We start from the raw sequence: 19,285 nt of genomic DNA, 5'->3' as shown, positions 1-19,285 counted from the left end.
TCACGTGGCGAGCTCGCCCGGTGTGCTGAGTGTGCGTTCCGCACGCGTCAAGCACGCTCGGCGGCTCGCCACGCGGTCGTTCCGGGTCAAGACCGGCGAGTTCCTCGCCGAGGGACCGCAGGCGGTCCGTGAGGCGCTGACCCTCGCCGGCACCGTCATCGAGGTCTTCGCGACCGCCGAGGCCTCGCGGCGACACAAGGCCTGGCAGGCGGACGGCCTGACGTGGCACGTCGTCGACGACGACGTGCTCGTCGAGATCGCCGACTCGGTCCAGCCGCAGGGGATCGTGGCCCGGTGTCGTGACCTCACCCGCACGATCGCCTCGATCGAGGCGATCGCCTGGCGCCTGGTGATCGTGTGCTTCGAGATCCGCGATCCCGGCAACCTCGGTGCGGTCATCCGGGTGGCCGATGCGGCGGGTGCCGACGCGGTTCTCGTGATCGGCGACAGCGTCGATCCCCTCAATCCGAAAGTCGTCCGTTCGACGGCCGGTTCGCTGTTCCATCTGCCGATCGTCGTCGAGCGCGATGCCGATCGGGCATTGACCCTCATCGGACGGCGTGATGTTCAACTGCTCGCTGCCGACGGCGGGGGAGAGGCGCAGCTCTTCGATGACGCGGTCGATCTCGCCCGTCCCACCGCCTGGCTGATGGGCAATGAGGCTCACGGCCTGCCCATGGCGGTCCGTGAGCGCTGCGACCAGGTCGTGGGTGTTCCGATCTACGGGCGGGCTGAGAGCCTCAACCTGGCCACGGCCGCCGCGGTCTGCGCGTATGCCTCGGCCCACGCGCTGCGGGGCTGATCCGCGATAGCCCTCCCGAGTGGGACGGTACCGTCCGCTCGGACTATCCTCGATGGTGTGCTCGAGAACTTTCCCGACGGGATCGTGATCGCCGATGCCGAGGGCCGCGTCACCTTCGTCAACGCGCGGACGCGCGAGATGGCGAGGGCCGTCGGCGACGAGATGCTCGGCATGCACATCAAGGACGCCATCCCCTTCGACGATCTCAGCGGTCACTCCTGGTACGACGTGGTGCGTCCCTACGACGGCTTCGAGCTGCGCACCCGGATCTCGGAGCATTCCTGGTGGTCGCCGCGCGGCAGTGAGTACCTCATCACCGCTTCCCTGGAGCGTGAGCGTCCGGCCGGACGGGTTGTACGGGTGGTGGTGTCGATCCGCAACGCCCGGATCCGCAACCAGCGTGACCGTGAGCGCTCCGACATGGTGGCGACCGTGGCGCACGAGCTGCGATCGCCGCTGACCGGTATCAAGGGGTTCACCGCCACGCTGCTGAGTCGCTGGGACCAGTTCAGCGAGGACCAGCGCAAGTTCATGCTCACGACGGTCGACGCGGACGCCGACCGGCTGAGCCGGCTCATCGCCGAGCTGCTCGATGCCGCGCGGATCGATTCGGGGCGGCTCACCTTGCGCACCGGGCCGGTCACCGTCGATGCGCTGGCGGGCCGCGTGCTGGCCAGCGTCTTCGCCGCCTCCGAGGAGCGACCTGAGCCGGTGATCGAGGGGGAGATCCCCGTCGTGTGGGGCGATGAAGACCGGTTGACGCAGGTGCTCACCAATCTCGTGGAGAACGCGATACGGCACGGCGAGGGCCTGCGCGATGTCGTGGTGCGCGCGGTCGGGGACGGGATCGAGCTGGAGGTCAGCGACCACGGCAGCGGCATCCCCGCCGAGCTGCGGCAGCGCGTGTTCAGCCGGTTCTGGAAGTCCGGCCCCGGTGCCGGGAGCGGCCTGGGCATGTTCATCGTGCGCGGCGTCGTGGAACAGCATCACGGCACGATCGACATCGGCTCGACCGAGGTCGGCGGCGCACGCATCACCGTGAGGCTGCCGATCAACGAGCCCGCCGGTCTGACCGACTAGCGCCCTCCGGGCCCGACTTTTGCCGGGTTGTGGCCCTGTGAGACATCGGGAACGGGCCACAACCCGGCAAAAGTCGCACGCCCTGCGGCCCTGTCCACCGGGTGGACGCCCCGTCGATAGACTCGTTCTCATGTCCGCGCCCAACTCCGACTACGACCCCGTCGAGGTCACCCCCCTGCGTGCCGACGAGGTCGAGCGCATGCGCGACGAGGCGCTCGCGGCGATCGCCGCGGCCGACTCGATCGAGGCGCTCAAGCAGGTCAAGATCGAGCACGTCGGCGACCGCTCGCCCCTCGCGCTGGCCAACCGCGAGATCGGGGCACTGCCCCCGCAGGCGCGCAAGGAGGCCGGGCAGCGAGTCGGCCAGGCGCGCGGTGCCGTCAGCCAGGCCCTCGCTCGCCGCACCGACGAGGTCGAGGCGCAGGAGTTCGAGCGCAGGCTGGCCGCCGAGGCGGTCGACGTCACCCTGCCGACCGACCGGGAGCCGGTCGGCGCTCGCCATCCGCTGACGACGATCCAGGATCACGTCAGCGATATCTTCGTCGCGATGGGCTGGGAGATCGGCGAGGGCCCCGAGGTCGAGGCCGAGTGGCTCAACTTCGATGCCCTCAACCTCGGCCCCGATCATCCGGCTCGCACCATGATGGACACCTTCTGGGTGACCCCGGAGTCTGCCGCGATGGTGCTGCGCACCCACACCTCGCCGGTCCAGGCGCGCACGATGCTGACCCGCACCCCACCCATCTACATCGCCTGCCCGGGCCGGGTCTTCCGCACCGACGAGCCGGACGCGACCCACGCCCCCGTGTTCCACCAGGTCGAGGGACTCGCCATCGACGAGGGCCTGTCGATGGCCCACCTCAAGGGCACGCTGGACCACCTCGCCCGGGCGATCTACGGAGCGGACATCACCACGCGTTTCCGTCCGTCGTACTTCCCGTTCACCGAGCCGAGCGCCGAGGTCGACCTGCTCTGCTATGTGTGCCACAACGACCCCGCGCATGTGGCCGACTGCCCGACTTGCCGCGGCGAGGGATGGGTCGAGTGGGGCGGCTGCGGCGTCGTCAACCCGCGCGTGCTGATCGCCTGCGGGGTCGACCCCGAGCGGTACTCGGGCTTCGCCTTCGGCATGGGCCTGGACCGCACCATCACCAGCCGTTACGACATCGCCGACCTGCGCGATCTCTGGGACGGCGACATCCGCTTCACCGAGCCCTTCGGCATCGGTCTGTGACAGTCGAGAGGTAACCCCACCCCATGAAGGTCCCTGTCTCCTGGCTGCGTGAGCTCACCTCGTTGCCCTCCTCGGTCTCCACCGAGGACCTGGCCGCTCGGCTCACCGCCTTCGACCTCAAGCTCGAGGAGATCATCGGCGGGCAGATCACCGGCCCGCTGGTGGTCGGTCGCGTCCTGACCGCGGAGCCCGAGCCGCAGAAGAACGGCAAGACCATCAACTGGTGCCGGGTCGACGTCGGCCCCGAGCACAACGAGCCCGCCACCGAGGATGTGCCCGCCGGACGCGGGATCGTGTGCGGTGCGCACAATTTCGGCCCCGGGGACCTCGTGGTCGTGTCGTTGCCGGGGACCTTCCTGCCGGCGATGGGCTTCGAGATCGGCTCGCGCAAGACCTATGGTCACGTCTCCGACGGCATGATCTGCTCGACGGCGGAGCTCGGCCTGCCCGGCGACGCGGACGGCATCCTCGTCCTGGAGCCGGGGCTGGCCGATCCCGGCACTGGCGCGGTCGAGCTGCTCGGGCTCAACCAGGAGACCCTCGACCTCGAGGTCAACCCCGATCGCGGTTACGCCTGGTCGCTGCGCGGGGTCGCCCGGGACACCGCGCTGGCCTTCGGTCTTCCGTTCCGCGATCCGGCCGATATCGCCGTCCCGGAGACGGGTGCCGAGGCGTACCCGGTCGTGGTGGAGGATCCCACCGCGTGCCCGGTGTTCACCACGCTGCGGGTGAGCGGCTTCGATCCGACGCGTCCGACGCCTCCGATGATCGCGCGGCGGCTGGTGCAGGCGGGGATGCGCTCGATCTCCCTCGCCGTGGACGTCAGCAACTACGTGATGCTGGAGCTGGGCCAGCCGAACCACGCTTATGACGCCGCCAAGCTGAACGGTCCGATCCGGGTGCGCCGGGCGGTCGCGGGCGAGCGGCTCACGACCCTCGACGATGTGGATCGCGCGCTCGATCCGCAGGACCTGTTGATCTGCGACGACGACGGGCCGGTGGGACTGGCGGGTGTCATGGGTGCCGCGCGGGTGGAGATCGATGCCGCCACGACCGACATCGTCATCGAGGCGGCCTACTTCGACCGCGCCACCATCGCGCGTGCGTCGCGACGGCACCGGCTGTCCTCGGAGGCGGCGCGTCGTTTCGAGCGCGGGGTGGACCCGACCTTGCAGGCACGTGCCGCGCAGCGGGTCGCCGAACTCCTCGTCGAGCATGGTGGCGGGCATATCGAGCCGGGTCTCACCGTGGTCGGTGAGGTCGACACGAGACACGAGGTGACGCTGCCCGTCGACCTGCCACGCCGGATCGCGGGCGTCGAGTCGATCGACACCGATGCCGCCGTCCGAGCGCTCGAAGGCAATGCGTGCGAGGTGCGGATCGACGGCGAGTCACTCGTCGTGGTCCCGCCGCCGTGGCGCTTCGACATCAACGATCCGTACGACGTCGTCGAGGAGGTGCTGCGCGTCGTGGGCTACGACCAGGTGCCCTCGGTGCTGCCGCAGGCCTCCGGCGGTCGCGGGCTCACACGGGCGCAGGAGCTGCGGCGCCGGGTCGGGTACGCACTCGCCGGCGATGGTCTCGTCGAGGTCAAGACCTTCCCGTTCGCGGGACCGGCGGACTTCGACCGGCTGGGCCTCGGGGCGGACGACGCGCGACGCCGACAGGTGCTGCTGGAGAATCCGCTGTCCGCCGAGGAGCCCGGCCTCACGACCACCCTGCTCACGGGACTGCTGCGCAGCGCCGGCCTCAACGTGGGCCGAGGCCACGACGATGTCGCGATCAGCGAGGTGGGTCGCGTGTTCCGGCCGCGATCTGGCGCGCCCGCCGCCCCGATCTACGGGGTCGATCGCCGGCCGACGCCCGATGAGCTCGCCGTGCTCGACGCCGCACTGCCCGATCAGCCGCTGACGGCGGCTTGGGTGTTGCTGGGCGACCGTGAGCGTGGCGGCTGGGACGGCCCCGGCCGTCCCGTCGCGTGGTCGGATGCCATCGCGGTGGCTCGGCGTCTCGCCGATGTGCTCCATGTGGAGGTCTCCGTGGAGGCAGCGTCCCTCGCGCCCTTCCACCCCGGTCGTTGCGCCGCGCTGGTGCTGGACGGACGCGTCGTCGGACATGCGGGGGAGCTGCACCCGAAGGTGCTGGAGGCCTACGGTCTTCCGCCTCGGGCCGTGGCCGGCGAGGTCGACCTGGACGCTCTGCTGGCCGCGGCGCCTGAGATCGGTCCGCGACCGGACTTCTCGGCCTTCCCGGTGGCCAAGGAGGATCTGGCCTTCATCGTCGAGTCGAGGGTGCCGGCGGGTGCTCTGCAGGAGGCGCTGGCCGAGGCGAGTCCGCTGATCGAGTCGGTGCGGCTGTTCGACCTCTACACCGGTGAACCGGTGCCGGCCGGGCATGTGTCGCTGGCCTTCAATGTGCGGCTCCGCGCCGAGGACCACACCCTCAGCGAGGACGAGATCGCCGGTGCGCGCGCGGCCGCCGTGCAGGTGGCGGCGGACCGCTTCGGTGCCACCCTGCGCTGACCACTCCAGCCGCTCCCAGGCGGTGAGTAGGCGTCCATCTTCGGTCCTCGCCGGTGGATGAGCGCCCGTTCCTTCAGCGGGATGGACGCTGATTGACCGCCGGACAGGTGCGGCGGGTCTGCCAGAGTGTGAGCGGTCGATCGAGTCGTTGATGACTCACCGCGATGAGGTACAGCCCGAGGTCGGTGAGTGGTCAACCATCCCGCCGCTTGGGTGGTTGGTGGCTCACCGTGATGGCTCGGGTCCAGATGGCGGTGAGTGGTCAACGACTGGGTTCAGCTGCCCGGCTGCTTGCGGGGCGTGCGGTGGTTGACAGCTCGCCGCCCACGGACAGCGCCCGCCGCGGGACTCGCATCAGGGCCGCACGAGCGAGGTCAGCTCAGCGCGCCGGCGGGCGGCATCCTCCAGCGCGTTCTCCACGATGCGGATGCGGGTCGCCGTGGCGTCATCGGCGACGAGATCGGGATACACCTCGATGATCGCGAACAGATCGCCGAGTGCCGTGTACAGCCGATCGTGCGCAGCGAGCGCCTCGTCGGCGGAGGAGATCCGCCGTATGTCCTCCGCCGCCGCGCGGACCTCGGCGAATACCGCCCGCTCATAGGCGGCGTAGTCGCCAACGCGGTCGAGGAGCTCGGGAACGGGAGCCACCGCACGGCGCAGCGAGCCGGTCAGCTGAGCCGCCTCGGCCCGAACTGCCTCTCGTCTCCGGCGCCGTCGTTCCGCGATCCATGCCAGAGAGAACAGCCCGACGAGGGCGATCACGGCGACGATCACGAACTCCATGACCCGAGTCTGCCACTGTCACGCCGACCCCCGAGTGCAAGTAGTTGCAGAGGTGTGCAACAATTGCATCCATGTCCAAAGTCTTGACGGATCTCCCGATCAACGAGCGCGTCGGCATCGCGTTCTCCGGCGGCCTCGACACCTCGGTGGCGGTGGCGTGGATGCGCGACAAGGGCGCTGTCCCGTGCACCTACACCGCGGACATCGGCCAGTACGACGAGCCCGATATCGCCTCGGTGCCCGGCCGCGCCACCGAGTACGGTGCCGAGATCGCGCGGCTCCTCGACTGCAAGCGCCCGCTGGTCGACGAGGGCCTGGCCGCGCTCGCCTGCGGAGCCTTCCACATCACGAGCGCCGGCAGGACCTACTTCAACACCACGCCGCTCGGCCGTGCCGTCACCGGCACGCTGCTCGTGCGGGCGATGCACGAGGACGATGTCAACATCTGGGGTGACGGCTCGACCTTCAAGGGCAATGACATCGAGCGCTTCTACCGCTACGGGCTGCTCGCCAATCCGCACCTGCGGATCTACAAGCCCTGGCTCGACGCCGCCTTCGTCGGCGAGCTCGGCGGCCGCCAGGAGATGAGCGAGTGGCTCGTCGCCCACGGCCTGCCCTACCGCGACAGCGCGGAAAAGGCCTATTCCACCGACGCCAATATCTGGGGCGCTACCCACGAGGCCAAGACCCTCGAGCACCTCGACGTCTCCCTCGAGACCGTCGAGCCGATCATGGGCGTCAAGTTCTGGGACCCGTCGGTCGACATCGACACCGAGGACGTCACCATCTCCTTCGAGGCCGGGCTCCCCGTCGCCATCAACGGCGTGCGGTATGACGACCCGGTCACCCTGGTCCACGAGGCCAACACGATCGGCGGCCGGCACGGTCTCGGCATGTCCGATCAGATCGAGAACCGCATCATCGAGGCCAAGAGCCGCGGTATCTACGAGGCGCCGGGCATGGCGCTGCTGTGGATCGCCTACGAGCGGTTGGTCAACGCGATCCACAATGAGGACACGATCGCCAACTACCACCAGCACGGCCGCCGCCTCGGCCGACTCATGTACGAGGGCCGGTGGCTCGACCCGCAGGCGATGATGCTGCGCGAGTCGATCCAGCGGTGGATCGCCTCCGTGGTCACCGGCGACGTCACGTTGCGGCTGCGGCGGGGCGAGGACTACTCGATCCTCGACACCCAGGGGCCGGCCTTCTCCTACCACCCCGAGAAGCTCTCGATGGAGCGCACCGACAACGCGGTCTTCGGCCCGACCGATCGCATCGGCCAGCTCACCATGCGCAATTTCGACATCGCCGACTCCCGGGCCAAGCTCGAGATGTACGCCGAGCAGCCGCTCGATCAGGGGCAGGTGCTCGTCGAGAACGGCACCCTGTTCGGCGCGCTGCCGGCCGGCGGCGCCGAGCAGATCGAGGCCAATCCGGCGGTCGAGGGCGATGAAGAGGTCGCCGTCGACGCCGCCGCGATGGAGTTCGGAGCCGACTGATGAGTATCAAAGTCGCCGTCACCGGAGCTACCGGCTACGCGGGCGGGGAGGTGTTGCGGCTGCTGCTCGCCCATCCGGAGGTCGAGATCGGCGCGCTGACCGGTGCGTCCACTGCCGGCACGCGCTTCGGACAGCACCAGCCGCACCTGCTGCCGCTCGCCGACCGGATCGTCGCCGAGACCACCCCGGAGAACCTGGCCGGACACGATGTCGTCTTCCTCGCGTTGCCGCACGGTGCCTCGGGTGCCGTCGCCGCGCAGCTTCCCGACGATGTCCTCGTCATCGACTGCGGGGCCGATCACCGGCTCGAGTCGGCGGCGGACTGGACCACGTACTACGGCAGTGAGCACGCGGGTACCTGGCCGTACGGCCTGCCGGAGCTGATCGTGGGGGAGGAGTCACGCCAGCGCGAGGTGCTCCCGGGCGTCCGGCGGATCGCCGTGCCTGGCTGCAATGTCACCGCGGTCACCCTCGGCCTGCAACCGGCCGTCGCCGCCGGCATCGTCGAGTCCGCCGACCTGGTCGCGGTGCTCGCGAACGGCTTCTCCGGTGCGGGCAAGGCGCTCAAACCCCACCTGCTCGCTGCCGAAGGGCTCGGCGCCGCATCGCCCTATGGCGTGGGCGGGGTCCACCGGCACATTCCGGAGATCCTGCAGAACCTGCGCCATGCGGGGGCCGACGAGGCGACCATCTCGTTCACGCCCACGCTCGTGCCGATGGCCCGGGGCATCCTGGCCACGGCCACCGCTCGGCTCGCCTCGCACGCGACCTCCGAGGTCGTGCGCGACGCGTACGATGCGGTCTACGCCGACGAGCCCTTCGTGCATGTGCTGCCCGAGGGACAGTGGCCCACCACGGCAGCGGCGATCGGCGCCAACACGGCGCTCATCGGTGTCACCGTCGACGACAGGGCCGGACGGCTGGTCACGGTCACCGCGATCGACAACCTGGTCAAGGGAACGGCAGGCGGGGCCATCCAGTCGATGAACCTCGCTCTCGGCCTGCCCGAGACCACCGGACTGACCACGATCGGAGTGGCCCCATGAGCGAGCGAAGCGGGCCGAGTACCGAGACGTGCTCCCCCGTCGTCAACGGGAGCTGCTTCCGGTCGACGAATACTCAGCACATCTCGGTCCAGGGAGGAGCGGCATGAGTGTCACGGCAGCGCAGGGATTCACGGCCGCGGGTGTGACCGCGGGCCTCAAGGACAGTGGCAATCCCGATATCGCCCTCGTGGTCAACGAAGGGCCGTCCGCGGCCGCCGCGGCGGTGTTCACCTCCAACCGCTGCCAGGCGAACCCGGTGCTCTGGAGCAAGGAGGCGATCAAGGGCGGCAGCGCCCGCGCGGTCATCCTCAACTCCGGCGGCGCCAACTGCTACACGGGGGCCGAGGGCTTCGCCACGACCCATCGCACAGCCGAGCTGGTCGCCGAGCTGATCGGCAGCGGGGCCGTGGACGTCCAGGTGTGCAGCACCGGGCTCATCGGCCGGTTGCTGGACGAGGACAAGCTGATGGCCGGTGTACGGTCGGCGGTCGACGCTCTCGACGCCGGCGGTGGCGATGCCGCCGCCACGGCCATCATGACCACCGATCACGTCAGCAAGCAGTCCGTCCGCGAGGGCGACGGGTGGAGGGTCGGCGGCATGGCCAAGGGCGCGGGCATGCTCGCACCGGCGCTGGCCACCATGCTCGTCGTCATCACCACCGACGTGGACCTGCCGGCTGAGACGCTCGACGAGGCGCTGCGCGCCGCGACGAGCCGGACCTTCGACCGGCTCGACTCCGACGGCTGCCAGTCCACCAACGACACCGTGCTGCTGATGGCGAGCGGCGCATCGGGTGTGACGCCCGATGCCGATGCCTTCACGGCGCGGCTGACCGAGGTGTGCGGGGATCTGGCGATGCAACTGCTCGCCGATGCCGAGGGCGCCGACCACGAGATCGCGATCACCACGGTGAACGCCGCGACCGAGGCCGATGCGCTGTCGGTCGGCCGCGAGGTCGCCCGGAGCAATCTGTTCAAGACGGCGATCTTCGGCAAGGATCCGAACTGGGGCCGCATCCTGGCGTCGGTGGGCACCAGCGATGCCCGCTTCGATCCGCAGAACCTCGATGTCGCCGTCAACGGCGTCTGGGTCTGTCGCGACAGCGGCGTGGGGGAGTCGATCGACCTCGTCGACCTGGAGCCGCGGCACGTGACCGTCACGATCGATCTCAAGTCCGGAGACGCCTCGGCGACCGTCTGGACCAATGACCTCACCCACGCCTATGTCCACGAGAACTCGGCCTATTCCACGTGAGCGAGCGGAGCGAGCGAACAATCAGCATTCTCATGGTGGCGTCTGCCTACCATGAGCTCTCCTGGCAGGCGACGACATGAGCGAGTCAGAGATGAACGACACCGACGACACGAATGACATCGACACCGTCTGGAATCCCGATTCCTGGCGGGAGGCGACCGACAAGGCCGCCACGCTCGCGGGCGCGCTCCCGTGGCTGAAGAAGTACCACGGCGAGGTCATCGTCGTGAAGTACGGCGGCAACGCGATGACCGACGAGACCTTGAAGCGGGCCTTCGCCGAGGACATCGTCTTCCTGCGACTCGCCGGGTTCAAGCCCGTCGTGGTGCACGGCGGCGGTCCGCAGATCAATGCGATGCTCGACCGCCTCGGCATCGAGTCGGAGTTCCGTGGCGGCTACCGCGTCACCACCCCCGAGGCGATGGACATCGTGCGGATGGTGCTGACCGGCCAGGTCGGTCGCGAGCTGGTCGGCCTCCTGAACGCCCACGGCGACTTCGCCGTCGGGATGTCCGGTGAGGACGGCGGACTGTTCACCGCGCAGAAGACGATGCCGGTGGTCGACGGCGAGCCGACCGATATCGGTCTCGTCGGCGAGGTGACCGGTGTGCGTCCCGAGGCCGTACTCGATCTCATCGAGGCCGGACGGATCCCGGTCGTGTCCACCGTCGCGCCCGATGCCTCGGGTCAGGTGCACAACATCAACGCCGATATCGCGGCGGGCGCCTTGGCCTCGGCGCTCAAGGCCGAGAAGATGCTCGTGCTGACCGATGTCGAGGGACTGTACGCCGACTGGCCGAACAGCACCGATGTCATCGGAGAGATCAGTCCTGAGTCCCTCGAGCGCCTGCTGCCGAGCCTGGCCAGCGGCATGATCCCGAAGATGACCGCATGCCTGAATGCCGTGCGCGGCGGCGTGAACCGGGCGACGGTCGTCGACGGCCGCACGCCGCATGCGGTGCTGCTGGAGCTCTTCACCGACGAGGGTGTCGGCACCCAGGTGCTGCCCGGGGTGGAGACCCGCCTGCGCACCGCCCTGTACACCACCAGCAGCAAGGAGAGGCCATGACAGGCGACACCACGCCCATCCACGGCCGGGAGCCCCGGCCCGGCGGCCCGGAGTGGATCGAGCGCTATCGCGGCTCGCTGATGAACACCTTCGGGGACCCGCAGCGAGTGCTCGTGCACGGTGAGGGCGCGCAGGTGTGGGATGCCGACGGCAATCGCTATATCGACCTGCTGGCCGGTATCGCGGTCAACGCCCTCGGCCACGCCCATCCGGCCCTCGTGAAGGCCGTGAGCGAGCAGATCGCCACGCTCGGTCACATTAGCAATTTCTTCACGTCGCCGCCCCAGGTCGAGCTGGCCGAGAAGCTGTTGGCGCTGCTCGGGGCCGAGGGCAAGGTGTTCTTCGCGAACTCCGGTTCCGAGGCGAACGAGGCCGCGCTGAAGGCCACCCGGCGCACCGGGCGGACCAAGCTCGTGGTCGCCGAGGGCAGCTTCCACGGGCGCACGATGGGCGCGCTGGCGCTCACCTCCAAGGAGGCCTACCGGACCCCGTTCGAGCCGCTGCCCGGTGAGGTGACGTGGGTGCCGTACGGCGATGCCGATGCCTTGCGGGCGGCGGTCGACGGCGAGACCGCCGCGGTGGTCCTCGAGCCGATCCAGGGCGAGGCGGGAGTCGTCGTCCCTCCGGAGGGCTACCTGCGGGCGGCGCGCGATGTCACGCGCGAGCACGGCGCCCTGCTGTGGTTCGACGAGGTCCAGACCGGCGTGGGACGGACGGGTGACTGGTTCGCCCATACCCCGTCGGGAGTGACGCCTGACCTGGTGACCCTGGCCAAGGGCCTCGGCGGCGGTATGCCGATCGGCGCCTGCATCGGCGTCGGGGACGCGGGGAGCCTCTTCGGTCCCGGCAATCACGGCACCACCTTCGGCGGCAACCCGGTGGCCACCCGCGCGGCGCTCGCGGTCATCGACACGATTGAGCGCGATGACCTGCTCACGGCCGTGGACGAGCTTCATCGGCTCTTCGTCGAGGAGTTCTCCTCGATCCCGGGCGTCGTCGAGGTGACCGGACGAGGGCTGCTGCTCGGCGTGGTGCTCGAACGTCCGGTGGCCGCCGATGTCATGAAGGCCGCGCTCGACGCCGGCGTCATCGTCAACGCCCCGACCCCGGACCGGCTGCGCATCGCGCCGCCTTTCGTGCTCACCTCCCAGCAGGCGCGCGATGCGGTCGCGGCGATCCGCTCGGTACTCGCGGAGGTGCTCCCATGAGCGAGCGGAGCGAGCGAACGGTGGGGTTCATCTCATGCCGCCGTCGGCCTATCGTTCTTTTCTTTGAGGCGGTGGCGGCATGAGCGAGGCGAGTGCCGGACTCCGGCACTTCCTGCGCGATGACGATCTCTCTCCGGCTGAGCAGACCGAGATCCTCGACCTCGCCCTCGAGTTGAAGGCGGCGCCCTACAGCCGCCGTCCGTTGGAAGGGCCGCAGACGGTCGTGGTGATGTTCGACAAGTCGTCGACGCGCACGCGGGTCTCCTTCGCCGTGGGCATCGCCGATCTGGGTGGTCAGCCCCTCATCCTGGACGCGGACACGACGCAGATCGGCCGCGGCGAGTCGGTGGCCGATACCGCGCGGGTGCTCGGGAGGCAGGTCAGTGCGATCGTCTGGCGTACCTACGCACAGGCGGGACTCGAGCTGATGGCCGAGCACTCCGGGGTGCCGGTGGTCAATGCGCTCAGCGACGACTTCCATCCCTGCCAGATCCTGGCGGACTGGATGACGGTCCGCGAGCACAAGGGCTCTCTGCCGGGGCTGCGGGTGGCCTATGTGGGCGATGGCGCGAGCAACATGGCGCACTCCTATCTGCTCGGTGGCGCCACGGCCGGGATGCACGTGCGCGTGGGCGGGCCGTTCGGGTATCAGCCTGATCTCGCGGTGGTCGCGGACGCCCGGCGGATCGCCGAGACCACCGGCGGATCGGTGCTGGTGACCGATGATCCGCGCACCGCGGTCGACGGAGCCGATGTCGTCATCACCGACACCTGGGTGTCGATGGGGCACGAGGACGAGAAGGCCGAGCGGATCGCGATCTTCGGTGAGTACTCGCTGACCAGCGAACTGCTCGCTCACGCCGATCCGGAGGCGATCGTGCTGCACTGCCTGCCGGCCTATCGCGGCCTGGAGATCACCGACGAGGTGCTGGAAGGCCCGCAGAGTGTCGTGTGGGACGAGGCCGAGAACCGGTTGCATGCGCAGAAGGCGGTGCTCACCTGGCTGCTCGCACGGGCGGGGGAGTGAGCATGACCACGGTCCCGGCGACGAAGACCGCGCGCCAGCAGCGCATCGTCGAGCTGCTGACGCGCGAGGAGGTGCGATCGCAGTCCGATCTGGTCGGTCTGCTCGCCGAGGCGGGCATCTCGGCGACCGTCTCCACGGTGTCCCGTGACCTGGTCGAACTCGGCGCGGTGCGGATCCGTCAGGCCGATGGCGCCCTCGTGTATGCCGTGCCGGCCGAGGGCGGTGATCCGACTCCGCGGGTGGGGGACACCGCGGCCGCGACCGTGCGCCTGCAGCGCCTGGTGCGTGAGCTCATGGTGACGGTCGAGGCCTCGGCCAATCTCGTGGTGTTGCGGACGCCCCCGGGGGCCGCTCAGTATCTCGCGTCCGCGATCGATCACGCGGGCGGCGTCGACACGATGGGTACCATCGCGGGCGACGACACCTTGCTCCTGATCTGCCGCGACCCGCACGGCGGGTCGGCGGTCGCCGACTACTTCACCCAGCTCGCCGGTCAACCGGCCTGAGCGAGCACCGTACGAGAGGATCCACGTGCCCGAACACGAGCAGCAGTCCGAGGAGTCGACCCGTCTGTGGGGCGGACGGTTCGCCTCGGGCCCGTCCTCGGAGCTGACCGAGCTCTCGCGCTCCACGCATTTCGACTGGCGGCTGGCGCCCTATGACCTCGCGGGGTCCCGTGCGCATGCGCGTGTCCTGCACGGCGCGGGGCTGCTCAACGAGGACGATCTCGACGACATGCTGTCCGCGCTCGACCGGCTCGAGGCGGATGTGCGGTCGGGCTCCTTCGCCCCGCAGCCCGATGACGAGGACGTGCACACGGCGCTCGAGCGGGGGCTCATGGAGCGTGCCGGGGCCGAGCTCGGCGGTCGGCTGCGCGCCGGCCGGTCGCGCAACGATCAGGTGGCGACGCTGTTCCGTGCCTTCCTGCGCGATCACGGCCGTCAAATCGCCCAGCTGGTCCGGGAGCTGGCGCTGGCGATCACGAGCCAGGCGGAGAACCACCTCGGTGTCGCGATGCCGGGCCGTACGCACCTGCAGCACGCGCAGCCGGTGCTGCTGTCGCATCATCTGCTCGCCCACGCCTGGCCGCTGGTGCGGGACCTGGACCGCCTCGCGCAGTGGGACGAGCGGGTCGCGGGAGAGTCGCCCTACGGCAGCGGGGCCCTGGCGGGATCGTCCCTCGGCTTGGACCCGGAGGCGATCGCCCGTGATCTGGGCTTCACCGGTTCGGCACCGAACTCGATCGACGGCACCGCGGCGCGCGACTTCGTGGCGGAGTTCGCGTACATCGCCGCGCAGATCGGTATCGACGTGTCCCGGCTGGCGGAGGAGATCATCATCTGGAACACCAAGGAGTTCGGCTTCGTCACGCTCGATGACGGCTACTCCACGGGCTCCAGCATCATGCCGCAGAAGAAGAATCCCGATATCGCCGAGCTGGCCCGGGGCAAGTCCGGGCGTCTCGTCGGCAACCTGACCGGGCTGCTCGCGACGCTCAAGGCGCTGCCGCTGGCGTACAACCGGGACCTGCAGGAGGACAAGGAGCCGGTCTTCGACTCCATCGACACGCTCGAGGTGCTGTTGCCCGCGTTCACCGGCATGATCGCGACCTTGCGGTTCGACACGGCCCGGCTCGCCGAGCTGGCACCGCAGGGGTTCGCGCTCGCGACCGATATCGCCGAGTGGCTGGCGCGTGAGGGGGTGCCCTTCCGTGAGGCCCACGAGATCTCCGGTGCCTGCGTGCAGGTGTGCGAGCAGCGCGGGATCGAGCTGTGGGACCTCACCGACGAGGACTTCGCCGACATCTCCCCGCGTCTCGGACCCGGCGTGCGGAGGGTGCTGTCGGTCGAGGGTTCACTCGCCTCGCGTGACGCTCGCGGAGGCACTGCGCCCTCGCGCGTCACCGATCAGCTCTCCGAGATCCGCGGGCGCCTGGCGTGACCTTCCTGTTCGACTTTTGCCGGGTTGTGGCCCTTTCGCAGCGGTCTCGAGGGCCACAACCCGGCAAAAGTCGGGCGCAGCAGGTGGGGCTAGCGGGTGTGAGATGACGCTGTCGGTAGCGTGATGGGGTGTCGGTCCTCGATCGTGCCCGCGACCTGCTCGGCCGGGAGCTCACCGCCTACGGAGTGACCGTGCGGATCACCGAGGTCGAGGCCTACGGCGGCGTGACCGATCCGGCCTCACACGCCTACACCCGGACCGCGCGCTCGGAGATCATGTACGGGCCGCCGTGGCGGCTGTACGTCTACCGCATCCACGGTCATCACTGCGCCAATATCGTCACTGGGCCGAGCGAGCAGGCCGCGGCGGTGCTGCTGCGCGCGGGCGAAGTGATCGACGGGCTCGAGCTGGCGCGTGAGAGACGCGGAGAGGTGGCGCACGAGGCTCTCGGACGCGGCCCCGGCAATCTCGCCCGGGCGCTGGGCATCACCCTGGCCGATCTCGACACCGATGTGCGCATGGGCCCGGCGGTCGTCCTCGGAGACCGGCAGAGCGATGTCGCAGTCAGCGAGGGCCCCCGCGTGGGGGTCCGCCGCGCCGCCGACCGTCCGTGGCGCCTCTGGGCCACCGGAGACCCCACGGTCTCGGCGTACCGGCGTCACGCCCGGGCGGAGTCCTCCGAGGAGTCCGCCGGCTGAGCTGAGGGCAGCGCGCAGACGCCGTCGGCGCAGGCGAGGCTCTCGTCGCCCTCGACGAGCTCGAACGGGCCGGTCATCGCGCCGACCTCGCCTGATCCAGGGCGCCGGCGAAGACCTCGGGGCTCTGAGCACCCGAGACCGCCCACCGGCCGTCGATGACGTAGAACGGGACGCCGCCGATGCCGTATTCGCGAGCCTGATCGATATCGGCCTGGACGGCCTCGCGATAGGTGCCGTTCTCCAGCGCAGCACGCAGCGAGGCGGCGTCGAGACCGATCTCCGCGCCCAGCTCGACCAGCTCGTCGACCCGGCCGACATGACGGCCCTGCTCGAAGTACGCGGTGAGCAGCCGTTCCTTGAAGTCCGCCTGCCGGCCCTGTTCCTTGGCCGCGTGGAGCGCCTCGTGCGCGAGACGGGTGTTGGTGTGCTGGAGAGCGTCGAAGTCGTAGGAGAGGCCCTCGGAGGCGGCCAGCTCGGTCATCTGGGCGAGCATCGAGCGCACCTGTTCCTCGGGCATCCGCTTGTGCCCGGCGAGGAAGTCGATCTCCGAGCCCTCGAAGTCCACCGGAGTATCGGGGGCGAGCTCGAAGCTGTGGTACTCGATCTCGACCTCGCCGCCGAAGCCGGCGACGGCCGTCGCCAGCCTGCGCTTACCGATGAAGCACCACGGGCACGCGATATCGGACCAGACGTCGATCTTGATCGGATCACTCACAGCTGCCGCAACGCGCCGTGGTGTCCCGGTATTCCCTCGCCTCTACGCGGTAGCCTCGACCCATGACGATCGCAGTGGCCTACCGACCTGACGACTTCGGCAAGGGCGCTCTGCGCTGGGCGGCCGCCGAGGCGCAGGCCACGGGACAGCATCTGGTGATCATCACGGTCGACGAGATCGACCCGGAGTTCGAGGAGCCGCACGAGATCGACCTCTCGGAGTTCACCGAGCGGTTCGACCTGGAGGACCTCGACTATGAGATCCGTCGTGCCGCCTCCCTCGATGTCGCCGATGTCGTGATCGAGCAGGCCACCGAGGCCGGGGCTGAGCGCCTGGTGATCGGCATCCGCAAGCGCACCCCCGTCGGCAAGATGCTCATGGGCCGGGTGACGCAGATGATCCTGCTGGACGCGCCCATGCCCGTCATCGCCGTGAAGCCCTGAGTCGGTCCGCAGCGTGGTGCCGCCGCGCGATGGCATGCTTGCCCGACTCGCTCACCCTCGGGCGGTGAGTAGGCGTCCGTTCTGGGATGCAGGCGGGTGAGTAGGCGTCCTTTCATGGCTGCGGAAGGACGCCAGGTCACCGCCCCTTCGTGAGGAAGGACGCCTACTCACCGCCCCGGGGTGCGTAGCGGTGTATCGCTCCCAGGGGCTGGTATGCGCCGGACCCTTGTCCACGCGGCAGGCACCTCCATCTAGGCTCGGGACGACGATTCGAAAGGATTTCCCCGTGACTCAGCACGTTCTCGACGACCTTCTCGCGCGCGGTCTCATCGCGCAGTCCACCGATCTGGACGCCCTGCGCGCTGATCTGGACCGGGGGTCGCTGGTGTACTACACGGGATTCGACCCGACGGCGCCCAGCCTGCACATCGGCCACCTCATGCAGCTGTTGATGATGCGGCGCCTCCAGCTGGCGGGCCATCAGCCGTTGCTGCTGGTGGGAGGGGCGACCGGACTCATCGGCGATCCGAAGCAGAGCGGTGAGCGCCAGATGAACACCAAGGACGTGGTCTCGGGATGGGTGGACTCCATTGCCGCGCAGGCAGCGCCCTTCCTCGACTTCGAGGGGCGGAACGCCGCACGGCTGGTCAACAATCTGGACTGGACCGGCGAGCTCAACGTGGTCGACTTCTTGCGCGATGTGGGCAAGCACTTCCCGGTCAACCGGATGCTGGCGCGCGATGTGGTGGCGAGCCGCCTGGAGTCCGGGATCAGCTACACCGAGTTCAGCTACGTGCTCCTGCAGTCGATGGACTACCTCGAACTCGCCCGCCGCTACGACTGCCGTCTGCAGATGGGTGGGGGAGACCAGTGGGGCAATGTCTCCGCCGGCGTGGAGCTGGTGCGCCGCGCGGACGGCGATCGGGTGAACGGCCTGGTTACCCCGCTCATCACCAAGGCCGATGGCACCAAGTTCGGCAAGACCGAGGGCGGAGCCGTGTGGCTGGACCCCGAGTTGACGAGTCCCTACGCGTTCTACCAGTTCTGGATCAATGCCGAGGACGCGAAGGTGGGGGAGTACCTCAAGCTGCTGACCTTCCTCGATGTCGAGGAGATCGACGAGGTCGACGCCGAGCACCAGGAGAGGCCAGGCCTGCGGACCGCCCAGCGGTTGTTGGCCCGGGAGGTGACCTCCCTCGTGCACGGCCGGGCTGAGGCCGAGGCCGCCGAGCTCGCGTCCGGGGCGTTGTTCGGACGAGGCGAGCTCGCGGAGCTGCCCGAGCCGACCCTCGCCGCGGCGCTCACCGAGGCGGGCGCGGTCGAGGTGCCACGAGGCACCTCCCTGGTGGACGCGCTGGTGTCGTCCGGGTTGGTCGACTCGAAGTCCGCCGCGCGTCGTGCGGTGGTCGAGGGCGGGGCCTATGTCAACAACGATCGGGTCGCCGATCCCGAGGCCACCGTCGAGACCGACGCGGCGCTGCACGGCCAGTGGATCGTGTTGCGCAAGGGTAAGCGCTCGGTGTCGGGCGTCCGTCTGGTGTGACAGTCGAAAAGGACTGGAACCGCAGGTGTGACGGCCAACACCCTACCCCCGGTTTGACCCCTCTGGAACGGGGTGTGTAGTGTTCTTCTTGTTGCCGAGAGGGGCTGAGAGATCAGGCCCGAAGGCAGCCGCCCGAACCGAAACGGTTAACGCCAGGAGCCCTGTGGGGGTCCGGAAACTAGCCGCTGACAACGGCGGGCGACACCCGAACCGACCCGGGCTTGCCTCGGTGAAAACGCAGGGTGTAACCTTGACAAGCTTCCAGCAGACGATCCCGTTCAGGGTGAGGTCGTTGGTGTGCGTCTGATGTTTGATAACTCAACAGTGTGTCATTTAGTCGACGATTTTTTGAATTAATTAGGCATCCTGCATTCGTGTGGGGTGTCTCGATTCCGAGACAGTTTACTGCCAGTT

17 protein-coding genes are annotated in these 19,285 nt (G+C 69.2%); 15 read left to right on the top strand and 2 right to left on the bottom strand.

From position 1 onward, the window contains the following. Positions 1-4 precede the first annotated feature (4 nt). From FNM00_RS13115 to pheT, 4 genes are all read left to right on the top strand, one after another. Positions 5-802: a TrmH family RNA methyltransferase gene (locus tag FNM00_RS13115; protein WP_246065178.1), complete on the top strand. Its 798-nt coding sequence runs from the start codon at positions 5-7 to the stop codon at positions 800-802. Between the two features lie 57 nt (positions 803-859). After that, on the top strand, positions 860-1,882 hold the full coding sequence (locus FNM00_RS13110) for a sensor histidine kinase (protein ID WP_143914000.1): 1,023 nt from the start codon (positions 860-862) through the stop codon (positions 1,880-1,882). Between the two features lie 130 nt (positions 1,883-2,012). Beyond that, positions 2,013-3,116: a phenylalanine--tRNA ligase subunit alpha gene (gene pheS, locus FNM00_RS13105; RefSeq protein ID WP_143913999.1), complete on the top strand. Its 1,104-nt coding sequence runs from the start codon at positions 2,013-2,015 to the stop codon at positions 3,114-3,116. A 23-nt stretch (positions 3,117-3,139) separates the two neighbouring features. Then, on the top strand, positions 3,140-5,638 hold the full coding sequence (gene pheT, locus FNM00_RS13100) for a phenylalanine--tRNA ligase subunit beta (RefSeq protein ID WP_143913998.1): 2,499 nt from the start codon (positions 3,140-3,142) through the stop codon (positions 5,636-5,638). A gap of 354 nt (positions 5,639-5,992) precedes the next feature. On the opposite strand, the gene FNM00_RS13095 is transcribed toward pheT, so the two are convergent. Next, complete coding sequence (locus FNM00_RS13095; protein ID WP_143913997.1) at positions 5,993-6,424, bottom strand: LemA family protein; 432 nt, start codon at positions 6,422-6,424, stop codon at positions 5,993-5,995. A gap of 71 nt (positions 6,425-6,495) precedes the next feature. Between FNM00_RS13095 and argG the strand changes: the two genes are divergently transcribed. The 9 genes from argG (at position 6,496) to FNM00_RS13050 (ending at position 16,170) form a co-directional block, all read left to right on the top strand. Beyond that, positions 6,496-7,926, top strand: coding sequence for an argininosuccinate synthase (gene argG, locus FNM00_RS13090; RefSeq protein ID WP_143913996.1), 1,431 nt, complete (start codon positions 6,496-6,498; stop codon positions 7,924-7,926). Continuing rightward, positions 7,926-8,972 (top strand): N-acetyl-gamma-glutamyl-phosphate reductase, encoded by a 1,047-nt coding sequence (gene argC / locus FNM00_RS13085; protein WP_143913995.1) that lies wholly within the window; start codon positions 7,926-7,928, stop codon positions 8,970-8,972. Before argG ends, argC begins: the two co-directional genes overlap by 1 nt. Positions 8,973-9,075: 103 nt before the next feature. Then, on the top strand, positions 9,076-10,227 hold the full coding sequence (gene argJ / locus FNM00_RS13080) for a bifunctional glutamate N-acetyltransferase/amino-acid acetyltransferase ArgJ (RefSeq protein ID WP_143913994.1): 1,152 nt from the start codon (positions 9,076-9,078) through the stop codon (positions 10,225-10,227). 76 nt (positions 10,228-10,303) lie between these two features. Further along, positions 10,304-11,296: an acetylglutamate kinase gene (argB, locus tag FNM00_RS13075; protein ID WP_240191329.1), complete on the top strand. Its 993-nt coding sequence runs from the start codon at positions 10,304-10,306 to the stop codon at positions 11,294-11,296. Continuing rightward, positions 11,293-12,504, top strand: coding sequence for an acetylornithine transaminase (locus FNM00_RS13070; RefSeq protein WP_143913993.1), 1,212 nt, complete (start codon positions 11,293-11,295; stop codon positions 12,502-12,504). Before argB ends, FNM00_RS13070 begins: the two co-directional genes overlap by 4 nt. 79 nt (positions 12,505-12,583) lie before the next feature. After that, complete coding sequence (gene argF / locus FNM00_RS13065) at positions 12,584-13,531, top strand: ornithine carbamoyltransferase (RefSeq protein WP_143913992.1); 948 nt, start codon at positions 12,584-12,586, stop codon at positions 13,529-13,531. A 2-nt stretch (positions 13,532-13,533) separates the two neighbouring features. Beyond that, positions 13,534-14,037 carry an arginine repressor gene (locus FNM00_RS13060; RefSeq protein WP_143913991.1) on the top strand — a complete coding sequence of 168 codons (504 nt, stop codon included), beginning with the start codon at positions 13,534-13,536 and terminating at the stop codon, positions 14,035-14,037. Positions 14,038-14,062: 25 nt separating this feature from the next. Continuing rightward, positions 14,063-15,472 carry an argininosuccinate lyase gene (gene argH / locus FNM00_RS13055; RefSeq protein WP_143913990.1) on the top strand — a complete coding sequence of 470 codons (1,410 nt, stop codon included), beginning with the start codon at positions 14,063-14,065 and terminating at the stop codon, positions 15,470-15,472. A gap of 128 nt (positions 15,473-15,600) precedes the next feature. Next, on the top strand, positions 15,601-16,170 hold the full coding sequence (locus tag FNM00_RS13050) for a DNA-3-methyladenine glycosylase (RefSeq protein ID WP_143913989.1): 570 nt from the start codon (positions 15,601-15,603) through the stop codon (positions 16,168-16,170). Between the two features lie 73 nt (positions 16,171-16,243). Here FNM00_RS13050 and FNM00_RS13045 read toward each other — a convergent pair whose 3' ends face one another. Then, positions 16,244-16,885 (bottom strand): DsbA family oxidoreductase, encoded by a 642-nt coding sequence (locus FNM00_RS13045; RefSeq protein WP_143913988.1) that lies wholly within the window; start codon positions 16,883-16,885, stop codon positions 16,244-16,246. A 62-nt stretch (positions 16,886-16,947) separates the two neighbouring features. Between FNM00_RS13045 and FNM00_RS13040 the strand changes: the two genes are divergently transcribed. Then, positions 16,948-17,328 carry a universal stress protein gene (locus tag FNM00_RS13040; RefSeq protein WP_143913987.1) on the top strand — a complete coding sequence of 127 codons (381 nt, stop codon included), beginning with the start codon at positions 16,948-16,950 and terminating at the stop codon, positions 17,326-17,328. Positions 17,329-17,614: 286 nt separating this feature from the next. Then, the gene (gene tyrS / locus FNM00_RS13030) at positions 17,615-18,871 is read left to right on the top strand and encodes a tyrosine--tRNA ligase (RefSeq protein ID WP_185973144.1); all 1,257 of its coding nucleotides are present in this window, start codon (positions 17,615-17,617) and stop codon (positions 18,869-18,871) included. Positions 18,872-19,285 lie beyond the last annotated feature (414 nt).

Source organism: Aeromicrobium piscarium, from assembly GCF_007421815.1.
In the GTDB taxonomy this organism is placed as follows: Bacteria; Actinomycetota; Actinomycetes; order Propionibacteriales; family Nocardioidaceae; genus Aeromicrobium; species Aeromicrobium piscarium.
This window is presented reverse-complemented; position numbering and strand designations above follow the sequence as displayed.